The organism is Streptomyces vinaceus, from assembly GCF_008704935.1.
Classification (GTDB): Bacteria; Actinomycetota; Actinomycetes; order Streptomycetales; family Streptomycetaceae; genus Streptomyces; species Streptomyces vinaceus.
The window spans coordinates 6,705,651-6,722,234 of sequence record NZ_CP023692.1; the positions used below are offsets into that span (position 1 = coordinate 6,705,651).

At 74.8% G+C, this 16,584-nt stretch carries 14 protein-coding genes; 6 read left to right on the top strand and 8 right to left on the bottom strand.

What is annotated here, in order from left to right; translation table 11 throughout:
- Nucleotides 1-75 precede the first annotated feature (75 nt).
- The gene (locus CP980_RS30230; RefSeq protein WP_132759864.1) at nt 76-1,071 is read left to right on the top strand and encodes a BtrH N-terminal domain-containing protein; all 996 of its coding nucleotides are present in this window, start codon (nt 76-78) and stop codon (nt 1,069-1,071) included.
- A gap of 42 nt (nt 1,072-1,113) precedes the next feature.
- On the opposite strand, the gene CP980_RS30235 is transcribed toward CP980_RS30230, so the two are convergent.
- The 3 genes from CP980_RS30235 to CP980_RS30245 form a co-directional block, all read right to left on the bottom strand.
- Nucleotides 1,114-1,317 carry a ferredoxin gene (locus CP980_RS30235; RefSeq protein WP_132759865.1) on the bottom strand — a complete coding sequence of 68 codons (204 nt, stop codon included), beginning with the start codon at nt 1,315-1,317 and terminating at the stop codon, nt 1,114-1,116.
- Nucleotides 1,318-1,322: 5 nt separating this feature from the next.
- Entirely contained in the window at nt 1,323-2,510 is a 1,188-nt protein-coding gene (locus tag CP980_RS30240) for a cytochrome P450 (RefSeq protein WP_150529541.1), read from the bottom strand.
- 136 nt (nt 2,511-2,646) lie between these two features.
- Nucleotides 2,647-2,985 carry a thioredoxin family protein gene (locus tag CP980_RS30245; RefSeq protein WP_132759867.1) on the bottom strand — a complete coding sequence of 113 codons (339 nt, stop codon included), beginning with the start codon at nt 2,983-2,985 and terminating at the stop codon, nt 2,647-2,649.
- Between the two features lie 286 nt (nt 2,986-3,271).
- Here CP980_RS30245 and CP980_RS30250 point away from each other — a divergent pair, with 286 nt between their 5' ends.
- From CP980_RS30250 to CP980_RS30260, 3 genes are read left to right on the top strand one after another with little or no spacing between them, the layout of a single operon-like run.
- Nucleotides 3,272-3,898 carry a molybdopterin-dependent oxidoreductase gene (locus CP980_RS30250; protein WP_167535898.1) on the top strand — a complete coding sequence of 209 codons (627 nt, stop codon included), beginning with the start codon at nt 3,272-3,274 and terminating at the stop codon, nt 3,896-3,898.
- Nucleotides 3,899-3,900: 2 nt separating this feature from the next.
- The gene (locus CP980_RS30255; protein WP_229907039.1) at nt 3,901-5,184 is read left to right on the top strand and encodes a Dyp-type peroxidase; all 1,284 of its coding nucleotides are present in this window, start codon (nt 3,901-3,903) and stop codon (nt 5,182-5,184) included.
- 50 nt (nt 5,185-5,234) lie between these two features.
- Nucleotides 5,235-5,504 carry a hypothetical protein gene (locus tag CP980_RS30260; RefSeq protein WP_150529544.1) on the top strand — a complete coding sequence of 90 codons (270 nt, stop codon included), beginning with the start codon at nt 5,235-5,237 and terminating at the stop codon, nt 5,502-5,504.
- Between the two features lie 17 nt (nt 5,505-5,521).
- Here the strand turns inward: CP980_RS30260 and CP980_RS30265 are convergent, their stop codons facing one another.
- The gene (locus tag CP980_RS30265) at nt 5,522-5,896 is read right to left on the bottom strand and encodes a DoxX family protein (protein ID WP_150529545.1); all 375 of its coding nucleotides are present in this window, start codon (nt 5,894-5,896) and stop codon (nt 5,522-5,524) included.
- A gap of 175 nt (nt 5,897-6,071) precedes the next feature.
- On the opposite strand from CP980_RS30265, the gene CP980_RS30270 reads away from it, so the two are divergent.
- Complete coding sequence (locus CP980_RS30270) at nt 6,072-6,431, top strand: YciI family protein (RefSeq protein WP_099894254.1); 360 nt, start codon at nt 6,072-6,074, stop codon at nt 6,429-6,431.
- Nucleotides 6,432-6,488: 57 nt separating this feature from the next.
- Nucleotides 6,489-7,709: an RNA polymerase sigma factor gene (locus tag CP980_RS30275; RefSeq protein WP_132760098.1), complete on the top strand. Its 1,221-nt coding sequence runs from the start codon at nt 6,489-6,491 to the stop codon at nt 7,707-7,709.
- A 19-nt stretch (nt 7,710-7,728) separates the two neighbouring features.
- On the opposite strand, the gene CP980_RS30280 is transcribed toward CP980_RS30275, so the two are convergent.
- The 4 genes from CP980_RS30280 to CP980_RS30295 all read right to left on the bottom strand — a co-directional run bounded on the left by CP980_RS30280 (nt 7,729) and on the right by CP980_RS30295 (nt 16,409).
- On the bottom strand, nt 7,729-9,267 hold the full coding sequence (locus CP980_RS30280; protein ID WP_150529546.1) for a condensation domain-containing protein: 1,539 nt from the start codon (nt 9,265-9,267) through the stop codon (nt 7,729-7,731).
- Between the two features lie 97 nt (nt 9,268-9,364).
- On the bottom strand, nt 9,365-10,333 hold the full coding sequence (locus tag CP980_RS30285; protein ID WP_150530406.1) for an ABC transporter ATP-binding protein: 969 nt from the start codon (nt 10,331-10,333) through the stop codon (nt 9,365-9,367).
- Nucleotides 10,334-10,335: 2 nt separating this feature from the next.
- Nucleotides 10,336-13,119: an FtsX-like permease family protein gene (locus tag CP980_RS30290; RefSeq protein ID WP_150529547.1), complete on the bottom strand. Its 2,784-nt coding sequence runs from the start codon at nt 13,117-13,119 to the stop codon at nt 10,336-10,338.
- The gene (locus tag CP980_RS30295; RefSeq protein ID WP_150529548.1) at nt 13,116-16,409 is read right to left on the bottom strand and encodes an FtsX-like permease family protein; all 3,294 of its coding nucleotides are present in this window, start codon (nt 16,407-16,409) and stop codon (nt 13,116-13,118) included. The genes CP980_RS30290 and CP980_RS30295 overlap by 4 nt, the downstream gene beginning before the upstream one ends.
- Between the last annotated feature and the right edge of the window lie 175 nt (nt 16,410-16,584).

Sequence of the window (16,584 nt, forward strand, 5' to 3'; positions counted from 1 at the left end):
TTGACCCGATTTCCTGGACAACTGTACAGGAAGTAGCCGTCCGGTCCATGGGCGGCGCGCGGCTAGGCTGATCGCATGACTGTGCTCGTGTACGAAGACTTCGGAACCGGACGCCATCGCGAGGCCTCCCTGATCCGCCACGCCCTGGGCAGTGCCCACGACGAGGAGCTGATCGCGGGCCTGGCCGGCGGGATCGGCTTCATGTACTTCGTGTTCGAGTACGCCGGCCGGGCGCCCATCGCGACGATCGTCGCGCAGGCCCACCCCGAGCCCTGGGTGCAGGTCGCACTGCGGCGCCTGCGGATCCCCTACGACGCCACGCGCGCCACCAAACCGCGCTGGGGCCGGGTGCGCGCCGCGCTCGACGGCGGTCAGCCCGCCTTCTGCGTCGTCGACCGGTCGTCGCTGCCCTGGCACGAGGCCGACCCGGACGCCGAGATGATCGGCGCCGACCCGTACACCGTCGTCATCGCCGGATACGACGGCGACGACCTGCTGATCGAGGACGGGGCCGAGACCCCGTACCGGATCGACCGGGAGGAGTTCGGCGCCGCCTGGACCGCGCACCGCAAGGGCCGCCACCAGCTCGTCGTGCCCACCGGCCCGGCCGAGGGCGAGCCGGACGTCGAGGGGGCCGTCGCCGCGACCGTCACCCGCCTCACCGGGCCGGTGCTCGGCAACCAGTTCGACGTCAACTTCGGCTTCTCCGGCATGGAGAAGCTGGCCGCGCAGCTGCGCGACCGGACCACGAAGACGGGCTGGGAGCGGCGGTTCGCCGGCCCGGAGGCCTTCCGGGCGGGCACCGCGCGGCTCTACGCCTGCCTGGAGGAGGAGTGGACCGCCCCCGGCGCCACCCGGCCGCTGTACGCCGACTTCCTCGACCTCGCCGGGCGGCCGGAGGCGGCCTCGCTCCTGCGGGACTCCGGCGGGCACTGGTCGCGGCTGGCGGGCCTGGCCCGTACGGCCGAGCCGGACTCCGACGCCGCCGCGCGACGGGCCCTGTTCGACGAATGCGCCGAACTCGTGGACCGCTCGCTGGAGCTGGAGCGCCGGGCCGTCGCCCTGCTCTGAGCCGTACGGGCTCCCGCGGCCCCGCCGCTCGTGGTGGCGGGGTCACTCCTCCCTGATGCTGATGGCGGCGACCGGGCAGGCCCGGGCGGCCTCGCGCAGCAGCGGGCTGCCGTTGCCGTCCTCGCGGCCCGGGATCACCTGACTGAAGCCGTCGTCGTCCTGGGTGAACACGTCAGGTGCGGTCAGGGCGCACTGTCCGGCGCCGATGCAGATGTCCGTCTTGATGTCGATGCGCTGTGGCGACATGTTCCTCACCATGCCACGGGGAGTTCGACCATGCCCTGAATGGTGTCGCCGGGCCGGAACGGGATCCGCTCCGGCTCGGCCGCCAGCCGGAGCCCGGGCAGCCGCGCGAACAGCGTGCCGAGGGCGATCTCCATCTCGGCGCGGGCCAGGTTCTGCCCGAGGCACTGGTGGATGCCGAAGCCGAACGCGACGTGGTGCCGGGCGGACCGGTGCCAGTCCAGCGCGTCCGGCTGCGCGAACACCGCGGGGTCCCGGTTGATGACGGAGGTGGAGAACACCACCCCGTCGTCCGGACGGATCGTCACCCCGCCGATCTCGATGTCGTCGGTGGCCACCCGCAGCATTCCGTCCGCGATGGACAGGAAGCGCATCAGCTCCTCCACGGCCACCGAGATCAGCGAAGGGTCGGCGCGCAGCTCGGTCAGCTGCTCCGGGTGCCGCAGCAGGGTGAACGTACCGAGCGAGATCATGTTCGCCGTCGTCTCGTGGCCCGCGACGAGCAGGATCGCGGCCAGCGCGACCAGTTCCTCCACGTCGGTCTCGCCGGTCTCCAGGCGGGTCGCGACGAGCTCGTCCAGCAGCCCGTCACCCGGTTCGGTCCGCTTGCGTTCGATCAGATCGGCGAGGTAGCCGTTGATCTGGTCCCGCGCGGCCTCGACGTCGGCGAGCTCGGGCCCGCGCAGGAGTCTGCGAGACGCCCCCTCGAAGAACTCGTGGTCCTCGTAGGGCACTCCGAGCAGGGCGCAGATCACCATCGAGGGGACGGGCAGGGCGAAGTCGCTCACGAGCTCCGCCGAAGGCCCCCTCGCGACCATCTCGTCGATCAGCCGGTCCACGGTCTCCTGGATGGCGGGCCGCAGGGCCGCGGTCCGCTTGAGGGTGAAGCTGGGGATGAGCATGCGGCGCTGGACGTTGTGCTCGGGGTCGTCCACGCCGAGCAGGGCCGTACGGCGGTACTGGAGGCCCTTGAACCGCTTGGTGGGAGTGGGGAACGCCTCGTTGCTCCGGTCGGCGGACAGCCGTCCGTCGGAGAGCAGGGCGCGCGCCTCGGCGTGCCCGGTGACCACCCAGACCGAGCGGCCGTCGAAGAGGGTCACCCGGGAGAGCGGCCTGCCCTCGCGGAGCGGGTCGTAGGCGGTCGGCGGGTGGTAGGGGCAGGTTCGGTCCTGGGGGAAGGCAACGGTCTCTGACATGCAGCACCTCGTAAGCATGGTTCCGTGGGTCCGTCTCGCCGGAATCCATTACATGCCCAAGGCACCTATCTGACCTATGCCACTTTCGGCCAGATGGACCGCTTTCGCCCGCCCGGCCGAGCGGCCTCCCGGACGCTCAGAGGTGGGCGTCCAGGAAAGCGCGGAGCTCGGCGGCGTCCATCGCTCCCGCATGGCTCGCCACGGCCTCGCCGCCCTTGACGAGGACGACGGTGGGGGCGCCGGTCACGGCGAAGCGCCTGGTCGGCTCGGGGCAGCGGGTCATGTCGGTGCGGACGGCCGTCAGGCGCGTGCCGTACTCCTCGGCCGCCTCGGCCACGAGCGCGTCCATCGCCCGGCAGGACTCCAGGGCCTTGGGCCAGGTCCCGATGAAGTAGGCGAGAACCGGCCCCTCGGTCATGCCGAGGATGAAGTCGAACTCCTGGTTCTCCAGCGGCTGGTGTACCCGACGTGCCATGGGCGGTGCTCCTGCTTCGTGTTCCGGGTGATGCGCGGGCGGGCTCCCATCATCGCCGCCGGGCCCTCCGGCCCGGAATTCCCGTCCTCGGCGGTGTTGCCACGAAGCGACCGGGGTGTTCGGCGGGGATTGCGGGCGGGCCGTTCGGCCGATGCTCCAGGGCGGTTTTCACGGGGTGGGGCAGATGCGGGAGTTCCGGTATGTTGCGCACGGCATTTTCGCCACATGGGGGCTGATCGCCTCGCATCTGCGGGGTAGTCGATCGGCGTGGCGGGAGGGGTCGTCCATGGAACGTCGCGGAAACCTTCGCAGAGCGGGCCTCGCGCTCGCGGCGGGCGTACTGGTCCTCGCGGGCTGCGGTCAGCCGGCCGAGGGCAAGGACGCGAAGACGGGTTCCGAGGCCTCCGTCCCCGCCTCCGCCTCCGCCGCGGCCTCGGCGAAGGCCTCCGCCGCGCCGCTGAAGCCGGGCGAGGTACAGGTCGGCGGCGAGGTCGCCAAGCCCTACACCCTCACCCTCGCCGACCTGCGCAAGCTGCCGCAGAGCTCGGCGCCGGTGAAGTTCACCAGCGCCAAGGGGGATCAGGAGCACACGTACGCGGGCGTGCCGCTGTACGAGGTGCTGAAGACGGCGGAGCCGCGCTTCGACCCGAGCAAGAAGAACGGCCAGCTGCGCGGGGTGGTCGCCGCGACCGGGGGAGGCGACTACCGCGCCGTGTTCGCCTGGGCCGAACTCGATCCCGGGTTCGCCAGGAGCCAGGTCCTGCTCGCGGTCTCCGAGGACGGCGTGCCGTTCGACGACGCGGCCGGGCCGCGGCTCGTCGTACCGCAGGACACCAAGGGCGGCCGGTACGTGTCCGAGCTGAACCGGATCTGGGTCGGGGTCGTCGACCCGCTGGTCGACGGGGCCAGGTGACGGTGGAGGGCCGCGCGGCCGAGGAGCCCGGCGGGCGCGGTCCGTCCGGTGACCGGTCCCGGATCGCCCGCCGGGCCCTGCTCGGGGCCGGGGGAGCGGCCGCCGCCCTGGCCGCGGGCGGCGCCGTACTGACGACCTCCGGGGCCGGGGCCCGGGGGCCGGCGGCCGTCATCCCCTTCCACGGGCCGTACCAGGCCGGGATCCTGACCAGGCGGCAGCCGTACGCGCACCTCGCCGCCCTGGACCTCGGGCCCGAGGCCGACCGGGCGCGCGCGGCCGCCCTGTTGCGCGCGTGGACCGGGGCGGCGGCCCGGATGAGCCGCGGCGAGCCGCCGGCCGCGGCCTGTCCGGGGGCGGACGGCGACACCGGCGACACCGGCGTCGCCCTCGGAGCCGGGCCCGCCTCGCTCACCGCCACCTTCGGCTTCGGAGCGGGCCTCTTCGACCGGCTCGGGCTCGCCCCGGCCCGCCCGGAGGCCCTCGCCCCGCTCCCCGACTTCCCGGACGACCGCCTCGATCCGGCCCGCTCCGGCGGCGACCTGTTCGTGCAGATCGGCGCGGACGACCCCTTCGCCGCCGTACACGCCCTGCGCACCCTCCAGCGGCTGGCCCGGGGCACGGCGCGCACCCGCTGGGTGATGTCCGGGTTCACCCGGCCGCCCGCGGGCGCGCCTTCCCCCGCCGCGTCCGGTACCCACCGCAACCCCATGGGCCAGCTCGACGGGACCGCCAACCCGGCCCCCGGTGAGGACCCCGCCCAGCGGGCCCGGATCCTGGTCACCGGCTCGGACGCGCCGCCCTGGCTGACCGGGGGCTCGTACGTGGTCGTACGCCGGATCCGGATGCTCCTCGACACCTGGGAGGGGCTGCCCGTCCACCACCGGGAGGAGGCGGTGGGGCGGCGCGTGACCGACGGGGCCCCGCTGACCGGCGGCACCGAGCGCACGCCGGTGGACCTGGAGGCCGCGCGGCCGGACGGGATCCCCGTCATCGCGGCCAACGCCCACATCCGGCTCGCCGCGCCCCGCACCAACGCCGGGGCGACGATGCTGAGGCGCGGATGGTCGTACTACGACGGCCTGCGGCCCGACGGCGCACCGGACGCGGGGCTGCTGTTCGTCGCCTGGCAGGCCGATCCCCGCACGGGCTTCGTCCCCGTCCAGCGCCGGCTGGCCCGGGGCGACGCCCTCGCCCGCTACACCGAGCACGAGGCGTCCGCGCTGTTCGCCGTGGCGGGCGGGGTCGCGCCGGGGGAGTACGTCGGGCAGCGCCTCCTCGAAGGCTGAGGAGGCGGCGCCGCGGGCCCGTTGTCAGTGGTGGCTGTGAAGCTGGGCCCATGGACGACAGGATGCTCAGGCGCCGGGTCTACGGCGCCGACCACGACGACCCCGACCCCGGCGCGCGCCCCGGCCGCCTCTACGGCGAACTCGTGGGCGGCCCGCTGGACGGGCTCCTCCTGGACATCACGGGCTGGAGCCCGCGCCAACTCGCCGAGGAGGCCCGGCTCCCCACCGAGATAGGGCGCTACGGGGCCGGCGGCCGCGCCCACTACAGCCGCCGCTCGGCCGATCCGGACCACTGGGACTGGTCGGGCGACAGCCCGTGACCCGGGCGGGCGTGCCGTCAGCTGGCGGCGCCCCGGCTCACCTTGCGGGCCCACAGGACCAGCGGGACCTGCAGCGGCAGCCGGGCGAGCGTCGCGGCCCGCACGGCGGGGGAGCGGCGCCCGGCGTCGACGGCCATCTTGACGTTCGCCGGGAAGACCCCGACGAAGAACGCCGCGGTGGCCAGCGCCGCCACCCGGCGGGTCCGCGGATGGGCGACTCCGGCGGCCAGCGCCAGCTCGGCCGCGCCGCTCGCGTACGTCCACTGCCGGGGGGTGCCGGGCAGGGCGCTCGGGACGATCGCGTCGAACTGCTTCGGCGCGAGGGCGTGCGCCACGCCCGCGGTCGCCAGCAGTCCGGCGAGCAGGAGGGGGGAAGAGGGGGTGCGCGGCATGGGAATGTCCTCTCGGAGGGGCCGGAGCCCCGCGATCCTACTCGCGAGTAGGGCTTTTCGGCCCGGAGGATTCTTTTTGAAGAAATCTCCGGGGAGCTGTCGATCCGGGCCTCTCCCGTTCGACGCAGGAGTGAGAGGCGGGGACAGCCCCCGCCCGTCCGACCGAGGAGCCACCATGCCGCGCTTCCTTTCCCTGATCCGTATCGACGAGCAGGCCCTGCCCGCGAACACCGAGTTCCCGCCGGAGTTCGGTGAGCGCATGGGCGCGCTGATGGAGGAGATCACCAAGGCCGGGGTCATGCTCGACACCGCCGGGCTGCTCCCGACCTCCGAGGGGACCCGGGTCACCTGGTCCGGCGGCAAGCTGAGCTACACCGACGGCCCCTTCACCGAGACCAAGGAGGTCGTCGGCGGCTACGCCCTCCTCCAGGCCAAGGACAAGGCCGAGGCGCTGGAGTGGACCAAGCGCTTCCTGGAGATCCACCCGGAGGAGTGGACCGTCGGCGCCGAGCTGCGCCAGATCGACGGAGGCTGACCGCGCCGCATTTGCCCTGCCTCGTCACGGCTGCTCTGATGGGTGGCCGTGACGGCAGTGAGCGCGACCCAGGCGGTCGAAACGGTGTTCCGGATCGAGTCGGCGCGGATCATCGCCGCTGTCGCGCGCATCGTGCGCGACGTCGGCATCGCCGAGGAGATCGCCCAGGACGCGCTGGTCGCCGCGCTGGAGCAGTGGCCGGAGTCGGGTGTCCCGGACAAGCCGGGCGCCTGGCTCATGGCCACCGCCAAACACCGCGCGATCGACCTCGTGCGCCGCAAGGAGACGTACGCCCGCAAGCTGGCCGAGGTCGGCCGGACCCTGGAGGACGTACCGCCTCCCGCCGAGCCGGCGGCCCCCGACGACATCGACGACGACCTGCTGCGGCTGATCTTCACCGCCTGCCATCCCGTCCTGGCCACCGAGGCCCGGATCGCCCTCACCCTGCGCCTGATGGGCGGGCTCACCACCCAGGAGATCGCCCGCGCCTTCCTCGCCCCGGAGCCGACCGTCGCCCAGCGCATCGTCCGGGCGAAGCGGGCCCTGGCCAAGGCCGGAGTGCCCTTCGAAGTCCCCTACGGAGCCGACCGCGAGCAGCGGCTCTCCTCGGTCCTGGAGGTCATCTACCTGATCTTCAACGAGGGGTACTCGGCGACCGCGGGCGACGACCTCGTCCGCCCGGCCCTGTGCGAGGACGCCCTGCGGCTGGCCCGCGTACTGGCCGCCCTGATGCCCAAGGAGCCCGAGGTCCACGGGCTGGCGGCGCTCCTGGAGTTCCAGGCCTCCCGGATCCCCGCGCGCACCGGCCCGGACGGCGAACCGGTGCTGCTCGCCGACCAGAACCGGTCCAGGTGGAACCGGATGCTGATCCACCGCGGGGCCCTGGCCATGCGGGACGCGGGGAGCGGTCCGTACTCCGTACAGGCCGCGATCGCCGGCTGCCATGCCGAGGCCGTCCGCTACGAGGACACCGACTGGGTGACGATCGCCACCCTCTACGGACGGCTCGTCGAGCTGGTCCCGTCCCCGGTCGTGGAACTCAACCGGGCGGTCGCCGTCTCGATGGCCGAGGGGCCGCAGGCCGCGCTCCCCTTGGTCGACGCCCTCGCCGGGGAGCCGGCCCTGCGCACCTACCACCTGCTGCCGAGCGTCCGCGGCGACCTGCTGGAGCGGCTGGGCCGCAGGGAGGAGGCCCGGGCGGAGTTCGAACGCGCCGCCTCGCTGACGCACAACGCGCGGGAACGGGACCTGCTGCTGGGGCGTGCCGCCCGCGTGTGAGCACGGGCGGCCGGCGTCGTCAGGAGCGCAGGGCGGAGGGGGCGTACGGAGCCGCGCCGTTCAGCGGCGTGCCGAGCGGTCGGCGCGGCGCGGTGAGGGCCACCGGCCGCCGGAAGGAACCGTGCCGGGCGATCTCCCGGACCGTGGCGCGCAGCGCCTCCTGGAAATCGTCCATCGTGCGCCGCGCGGCGGCGGTGTCCACGTAGATCGAGTTCATGTGCAGACCGGCGGTGTCCCGCTGGAACCAGGAGCAGGCACCGTTGGCCCGCGCCGACCACACGTGGGAGGTCGGCCGCCAGTCCTCGTGCCGCTCGGCGCCGGGGCACTTGCGGGTGTCGATGTACGAGAAGAAGTTCACCGGGTAGGGCCAGGAGCGGGCGGCGAACTCGGCGGGCGCCAGCAGCTGCCAGGCCCGTACGAACGGCACGTCGATGTGCCGCATCATCTCGCCGAACCCGGCCCGGACCGCCGCCATGACCTGGGCGAAGTCCCGGCCGGGCGAGGCGTCGAACTCGATCGGCATGGTGTTGACGAACCAGCCCACCGAATTGGCCCAGCCGGTCCGCCCGCGCTCGCTGACCGGCATGAAGCCCCGGTAGACCCCGGGGCCGCCGGCCTCGCGCAGACATACCGCGACGGCGGCCAGGACTCCCATGAACGGCTTGCCGTCCACCGCCCGGCAGACCTTTTCGAACACCTCCGCCTCGGCCGCGTCCAGCAGCGGCGAGGCCTCGTTGACGATCGGGTACATCCGGTCCGGCTCGACGCCGAGTTCGAGCGGGAACCGGGGGAAGAACTCCCCGCCGCCGCGTGCCATGAACGACTTCCAGTACCCGAGGCGGTCGTCACCGGCGTCGATGGAGAGGTAGCGGCGGCGCTGCTCCTCGGCGAAGTCGAGATAGCTCGGCGCGGGCGGCAGATCGATCTCCTCGCCGCGGCACAGCGCCTCGTACGCGCTCTGCACCTCGTGGACCACGATCGGCATCGACAGGCCGTCGCACACGATGTGGTCGAACGCGAGGTAGACGGTCGCGGACTCCCCGCGCAGCACGGCGCCCATGGTGAACAGCGGCCAGGACAGCGTGTCGATGCTGCGCTTGAACCGGTCGACGAGGAAGCCGCGCAGGGCCTCGGAACAGTCGAAGGCGGCCACGGGCACGGTGTCGAGGGCGAGTTCGGCGGCGGCGATCGGCTCGCACGCCAACTCGCCCGCGAGGCGGCGGAATTCACACCGCAGCACCTCGTGCCGGCGTACGAAGGCCAGCAGGGCCCCGGTCAGGGCCTGCTCGTCGAGCACTCCGGTGACCTCGAACGTGACCGCGATCCACGAGGCGACGGGGTCGTCGGCGCCGCGGCTCTCCTCGGCGACGGTGAAGTGCTTGTCCTGGTTGAACGATGCCCTCCTGCCCGCCGCGTCGGCCGGCACCCCGTCCGCAGCACCCCCCACCGGGCCGCCCGCGCCGCCGGCGTCCGCCGCCGCCCCGGCCGTGGACCGCAACCGCCACTCCACGACCCGTCCCGGTGCCATCTGGTGCATCTCCAGAGGAAACTGCCGCATTCCGTCATCCCTTCGCCCCCAGAGTCAACCCCGAGGCCCTAACGACACCCGCCCCACGGAAGTGACGCCCACCAGTTCGTCCACCGGCGGGGGCGGCTCATGCGGACGGGTCCTGCGCCGTGTCGGGGCGGACCTCGATGTGGTCCGCGGCCAGGTCGACCGCGACCCGGTGTTCCATCCCGAGGGCCTCCAGGAACTTGTGCGGGAGCTGCACGCGGCCGGTCCGGTCGAGCATCACGTACTCGCGCTCGCTCACCGACTCCGCTCCGTGCTCGTCGGTAACCGTGCGGCGCAGCACCTCGCTGCTGGTGCGGCCGTCGCGGATCGCCACGGTACGGCGGACCTCCCCGGCGACGAGCGGGTCGTGCGTCACGATGACCACGGTGGCGCCGAGCTCCCGGTTGACCGTGCGGAAGGCCTCGAAGATCGCCGCTCCGGTCTCGGAGTCGAGCTCCCCGGTGGGTTCGTCCGCCAGCAGCACCGCCGGGTCGTTGGCCATGGCCACGGCGATGGCCACCCGCTGCTGCTGACCGCCGGAGAGCTCGGCGGGGCGCCGGTCCGCGAGATCGGAGATCTCCAGCGCCTCCAGGAGGCGGGCGACCCGGTCCGCCTGCCGTCCTGCCGCGCCGCGTCCGCGCCGTCCCGTCAACTGCATCGGAAGGGCGATGTTCTGGGCCGCCGTCAGGAAGGGCAGGAGGTTGCGGGCGGTCTGCTGCCAGACGAAGCCCACCGCCTCGCGGCGGTAGCGCAGCCGGTCCTTCGCCGACATCCCGAGTAGGTCGAAGCCCTCCACGGTGGCCGAACCGGCCGTGGGGACGTCCAGCCCGGCCAGGATGTTGAGCAGGGTGGACTTGCCGCTGCCGGAGGCGCCGACCAGGGCGACCAGATCACCCCGTTCCACTGCCAGTTCCAGGCCCTGGAGCGCCTGCACCTCGACCCCGTCGGCGCTGAAGATGCGGACCAGGCGGTCGCAGGCGATGGCGGTGTCGGCGCGCCGGGTGCGCGGTTCGGCGGCGGCCAGGGCCTGCCGGCGCAGCTCTTCATAGGTCGGCTGCTCGCTGTTCAGCGTCAACGCTGGTCTCCCGCTCTCAACTCGGTGGTGATCTGGCGCCGTCCGGAGATCGCCGCCTCGGCGATCACGGCCAGGGTGACCAGGAGGGCCAGCCCCAGCGCCTGCGTCAGCACGGGCGGCGCCGTCAGGCGCAGTCCCGTGGGCACGTTGGAACCGACCAGGGCGGACAGGTCCATCGCCGGCCCCAGGAGGGCGACGGCCGAGACCGCGACGAGCGCGCCGCCGACGGTGGCGGCCAGCGCCTGAGGCAGCGCCTCGGTGAGGATCAGCCGGATGCCGTCCCGGGGTCGCAGCCCCATCGTGCGCAACCGCGCCAGCAGGGCGGCGCGTTCGGGCGCCGCCCGTACCAGCGTGAGCAGTACGGCGAGCAGGGCGAAGCCTGCGACTGCGGCCACGGAAGCCCAGAACAACCGCACGGCCGACCGCTGGAGCGGGTCGCTGCCGAGCTCGGCGGCCGTGCCGGCGCTGGTCCGTACGGTGTACTGCCCGGCGGTCCCCGCCGGGGCGGCGGCCCGTACGGCCTCGCGCAGCCGGTCCCCGTCGACCTGCCCGGTCGCGAGCCAGCGATCGGGACGACCGGTTCTGGGCAGCCGTGCGGTGGTCGGCCCGGCCGGCAGGACGACCACGGCGCCGCCCGGTCCGGGCCGGGCCGGGGTTCCCTCCACCACACCGACGGAACCGATCTGCAGTTCACCGCCGCCGAGCGACAGCCGGTAGGTACCGGCGGCCGCCAGCTTGGCCAGGTCACTGCTGAACAGCGCCGGCACGGGCGCGTCGGCGGAAGGGCCGGCCGAGAGCAGCGCGGGGTCGAACTGTCCGCGGCCGATGGTCCGGGCCAGTTCCGCGTACGCCTTCGGCTCGGCGACGACCACCGTGACCTGGGTGGATCCCTGGACCGTGCCGAACACGAACGCCTTGTCGTCCGTCCACACGCCGGCCGACGTCCGTACGCCGGGCAGCGCGGCGGCGGCCTCGGTCATCGCCGGGGGCAGGGCGCCCCCGTACGGCGCCGCGATCTGGACGTCGCCGCCGACCGCCAGGCGGGCGACCCGCAGCCGTCCGCTGTCCACCGCGTCCAGCACCGTGGCCCCGAACCCGCCCGTGGTCACAGCCAGCAGCAGCGCGATCAGCGGCAGGACCGGCGGGCGGGCCCGGCCGCCGGTGCCCCGGGCCGCGCGGGCCAGGCCGAGGAAGCCGACCAGTGCGGACGACCGTCCGGCCGCCCGGGCCAGCATCCCCACCAGGACGGGCTGGAGCCGGGCCAGTGCCAGGCCGCCGCAGAGTGCGAGCAGCAGCGGGGCGGCGACCAGCAGGGGATCCAGGCCCTCGCCGGCGGGCGCGACACCGCGTTGCCGTACTTCGAAGACGGCCGCGGCGGTGGCGGCGGCGACGAGCAGCTCGGCGACCAGCCGGCGCCGCGGGGCCGGTCCGCGGCGCCGCGCGGACAGCAGCACGGCCGCCCGCACCGGGAACGCCAGCCAGGCCAGCAACGCGACGGCCCCGGCCGCGAGCAGGGCGGCGGCCGACCGGGGAGCCGGCAGCAGCCACAGCGCGAGTGCGGTGGCCAATGCGGCGGCGGGCAGGACGGTCACGGCGCCCTCGCCGAGCAGCCGGCCGACGATGCCGCCCGGCGATCCGCCGCGGGCCAGCAGCAGCCGCAGCTCCGACTCCCGCCGGTCCCCGGTGAGGGCGGCGGCCAGGCAGAGCACGACGGCCGCCACCCCGGCCACCCCCGCCGGGCCGATCGCCGCCAGCGGCGCGACCGCCTGCTGGCGGGCCTCGGCCTGTTTGAACAGCTCCGGCAGCTGGGAGGCGATGCGCAGGTCGCTCCGCTGGGTGGTGCCCCGTAGGGCGGAGGCGGTCGGGCCGCCCACGTACGCGGCGATCTCCCGGGCGACGACGGGCAGCCGGTCGGCCCGCAGCCGGTCGGTGTCCACCGGGATCCGCCAGAAGTCCTCGGCGCCCGCGCCCCACGGTCCGAGCCGGTCGAGCCCGTCGGGCCCGACGAGGGCGGCGGTCTTCCAGTACCGCTGCGGCGGAACGGTGGAGGTGTTGCTCGCGCAGGCACGGGTGAGACAGGGCAGCCCGGTCCAGAAGACGTCGGCCTCGTCGGTGGCCCGGTAGAGACCGACCACCTCGGCGCTCATCGGGTCGGAGCTGCTCGGGACCGTCTGCAGCACCGTGCCGATCCGCACGCCCAGCGTCTGCGCGGCCTGCTGGGAGATCGCGACCGGCACGGGCCCGTCCGGGGCTCCGCCGCTCGGCCAGCGTCCCTCCACCAGCGCGGTGTGGGCGGCGGCATCGCGCAGGTAGAGCAGGTCCAGGCCGGGCGGAACGCCATCGGGGCGCGGCAGTTCGGGATTGGCGAGGCTGCGCGGCTTTGCCGCCTGGGTGCCCTGGACCGTTCCCGCGGGGGCGACGGCGAAGGCGTCGCCGGTACGGGCGAGCAGCGCGTCGCGTACGGAATCCAGGTTCTCGGGGGACTCGTTCCCGTACCGGGAGGTGGAGGTGGCGAGCAGGCTCGTCGCGGCGGGACCGCGGTCGTCCAGGAACGAGCGCAGGGCCTGATCGGCGCCCCGGTCCAGGGCGCGCGGCAGGGCGGCGGCGAGCAGTACGGCGACGAAGGCGAGGGCCGCGGCGAGCAGGGCGCTGGACGGCGCCGAGCGCAACCGGGTCCGCACCCAGGGCGCGCTCGCACGTGCGTGGCCCGGCGCTCCGTCCGTCGCGGTTTCCGGTACGCCGCCTCGCGCGCCGTCCGGCATGTCTGCGGGCCTGGTCACAGCTCCTCCACGTACCGCAGCCGGGCGGCCGCGTTCGAGACGTTCCGGTCGCGTCGGCCGCCGAGCACCGCGGACAGCAGCGGCACGGCGGCGATCGCGACGGTCAGCAGCAGCGTCGTGCCGTTCGGCAGGTCGACGATCACCTGGGGCACCGGGCGGCGCGCGGCGGGCGTCAACACCACCAGCGGCACCACCAGATGGACGATCGCGGCGCCCAGACCGACCCCGACGGCGCAGCCGAGTCCGACCAGCAGGCCGCTCTCGGCGGCCGCCGTCCGGGCCAGGGTCCGGCCGGGCGATCCGAGTGCCAGCAGCACCGCCGACTCGCGGGCCCGCTCACGGGCTCCCGCCGCCGCGGAGGCGGCGAAGCCGATCGCCGCCAGCACTGCGCAGGCCGCGGCGAGGGCGGCCAGTGCGCCCTGCGGACCCGCGCTGAGCGGGTCGTCCAGCAGCCCGGCGGCGACCTCCTCGCGCAGCCGTACCTGCTGCACCCCGGCTCCGGCCCGCAGTTCGGCGGCGGCGCGGGCCGGCGCGGTGTCGGAGGCGGACTTCGCCGGCAGCCACCACTCGGTGGGGGCCGGCAGCTCGCGTGCGCCGCCCGCCGCCAGGAGGCGACCCACACTGCCCACGTCGACGGCGAGGGCGGTGTCACCGGCCACCGGCAGGGAGCCGATGGCGGCCGTGATCCGCACCGGCACCGTGGCGCCGTCCAGCGGGACGGGCACCAGGTCCCCGACAGCCGCGCCGACCCCGGCGAGATAGGCGCGGGTGGCGATCCCGGGCACCTCGGCGGAGCCCTGCGCCCCCGGCGGCGTCAGCGCCAGCTGGATCCCGCTCTTGGCCTCGTTGCCGCCCCGGTAGCGCACCCGCAGCAGCTCGGAGCCGTCCTGCGTGCCCGGCAGCAGCTCGGCGGCGCGGGAGCCGTCGGTGAGCGCGGGCCCGGACAGCGACCACGCGCCCGCACCGGCCACCACCGGTTCGGCCCGGCCCGTCGCGGTGTCGGACACGGCCAGTCGGCGTACGGTCAACTCCGCGCCGCCGGGCGCCTTTTCCTCCGCGTCGAGGCCCGGGTACTCCTCTCCCGCGCCGTACGACACCGCGATCCCGGCCAGGGTCAGCGGGGCCGCGGCCGAACCGAGGGGGGCGCCGGTCGGCGCGCCGAGGTCCACGGAGACGGTGGAAGCCCCGGTGCCGGGCAGCTGGACCATCGGCGTCCGATAGGTCAGCCCGAAGCGGTCGCGCAGCAGCAGACCGATCCCGGGGTGCCCGCTGTCGCCGCCGGACACCCGCAGGTCCACGTCGAGGTCGACGCGCCGCGGCTTCCCGGGCAGCGCGATGTGGCCCGCCTCCGGGACGGAGGGCTTCGACAGCGGCGCGAACAGCTCCCGCATGCCCCGCCCGTCGCGCAGATCGGCACGCAGCGGCACCCGTTCGGCCACCCCGGCCGCGTCCAGTGCGAGCACCTGCGCGGCCCGCCCGCCCGGGAGCTCCTGCGGTTCGCGGATCACGGGGATCACCCCGTCACCGCCGGGCAGCGCCGCGTACCGGCCGGCCTGGCCCATCGCGGGCAGGTCGCTGCCGGAGATCCGCAGACCCCCGGCGGTGGTGAACTCGGCCTGGTCGCGCTGGGAGGCGGACCAGGCAGTGTGCTGGCCGAGGGCCAGGACCCCGCTGGACACGGCGAGTACGAGCAGCAGTACGGGCCCGGTGGCCCGTCCCGGCCGGCGCGCGAGCTGCCAGCCCACGAGAGCAGGGCCGAGCCCGCGGCCCCGGGCGGCGATCCGCCCGCCCAGCCGCGCGGCGAGCGGCAGCAGCCGCAGCACCAGCAGCGTGCCGGCGCACAGGGCCAGCGTCGGTGCGGCCACCAGCACCGGGTCCACACCGATCGTCCCGCCGCCACTGCCGGCCGCCGGCCCGGCCGTGAGCCCGTCGCCGCTGTGCTGCGACAACTGCTGGTAGGCGAGGGCGGCGAGTGCCACCAGCGCCAGGTCGGCGCCCGAGCGGACCGCCCCGGCCACCAGGGCCTGACGGCGTCCGCTGCGTCGCAGGGCCGCCGCGGCGACGCCGCGCAGCACGGCGGGCAGCGCGGCCAGCAGTACGCAGGCCAGGGCGCAGCCCGCCGCGACCGGCCACAGCAGCCAGGTCCCGGAGGTGTCGAACGGCACCCGTGCGAGCGGTCCGAACCCGCCGAGCAGCCGCAGCAGCGGCGGGGTCAGCAGCGGTGCGAGAACGGCGGCGGGCAAGGCGAGCAGCAGCGCCTCGGCCGCGCTCAGGGCGCCGAGGCGCCGGCGGGACGCGCCGCGCGCGGCGAGCAGCACGCGCTCGCCCTCCTGGCGCTCCGTCAGCAGGTGGGCCACGAGCAGCAGGGCGGCCGCGGCCAGGACGGCGAGCTGGAGGGCGCCGATGAGCAGAGTCGAGCGGGCGACCAGCTGCGCCGAGGCCAGTTCACCGAGGAAATCGGGGAGTTCGGTCCTGGCCTGGAGGGACTTGGTGCGCTTGAGCGACTCGGCGGCCGCGGCCGCGCGGTCCCGGATCGCCTCCGCGTCCGAGCCGTTGGTGGTGGCCAGGTCCGGGGTGAGGAGCGAGGCACGGTTGTTCTGTACCAGCCCGCCCGCGGTGAAGGCCGTGTCGTCCACGAGCAGCGGGCCGTACGTGGTGAAGCTGCCGACCTGGAGCTCGCGGCCGCCGAGCGGGTCGAGCCGCCAGTAGGGCGCCTCGGGTTCGGCCGCCCGGTAGACCCCGGTGACCAGCACGGTCAGCGGGGAGCCGCCGTAGCGGTCGTCGAGCCGCACCTCGGCGGGCAGCGCCTCGGGGCTCAGCCCGAGCCGGGTCAGCGCCGCCCGGGGCACGGCCACCGGCACCCGGCCGCCGGGAGCGCCGACCGGCTCGGGCCACGAGCCGGCGAGCAGGCGTACGTTGCGGTGGTCGAAGGCGGCCAGCAGGGTCAGGTCGGCGTCCCGGCCGGGGGTGCGCGCGCCGGGCAGCCCGTACGAACGGCTGCGCGCCACGTTCTCGACGGCGACGGGCAGCCGGCCGAACAGCTCGCCGGCGAAGGCGCGTACGGCCTCGTCGTCCGAGCCGCGGTCGGGCGCGGCGTGTTCGCCGGTCACCAGGACGGTGGTCCGCGCCCGGTCGGGTCCCTGCAGGGCCTGGCGCAGTCCGGCCTCGCCCACGCCGCGGGTGAACGCGGACAGTGCGGTCAGCACGGTCGTGGTGATCAGTACGGTCAGCAGCACGGCGGCGGCGAGCGGCACTCGCCCGCGCAGCCGGCGCACGACGAAGCCGAGCATGTGCCGTTTTCCTCCCCCATCCGGACCGATGGCACCGGATAGCGGACGATGCTGTCAGATTCGAACGCGCGACGGAAGGGGCTTGCGCGAAGGGTGGGGCGGATGAACAAATTCGAAACGAAGCGATTGAGGGCGAACGAGGCGATGGCAACGGCCGATGCGGCGTGGCCCGCGG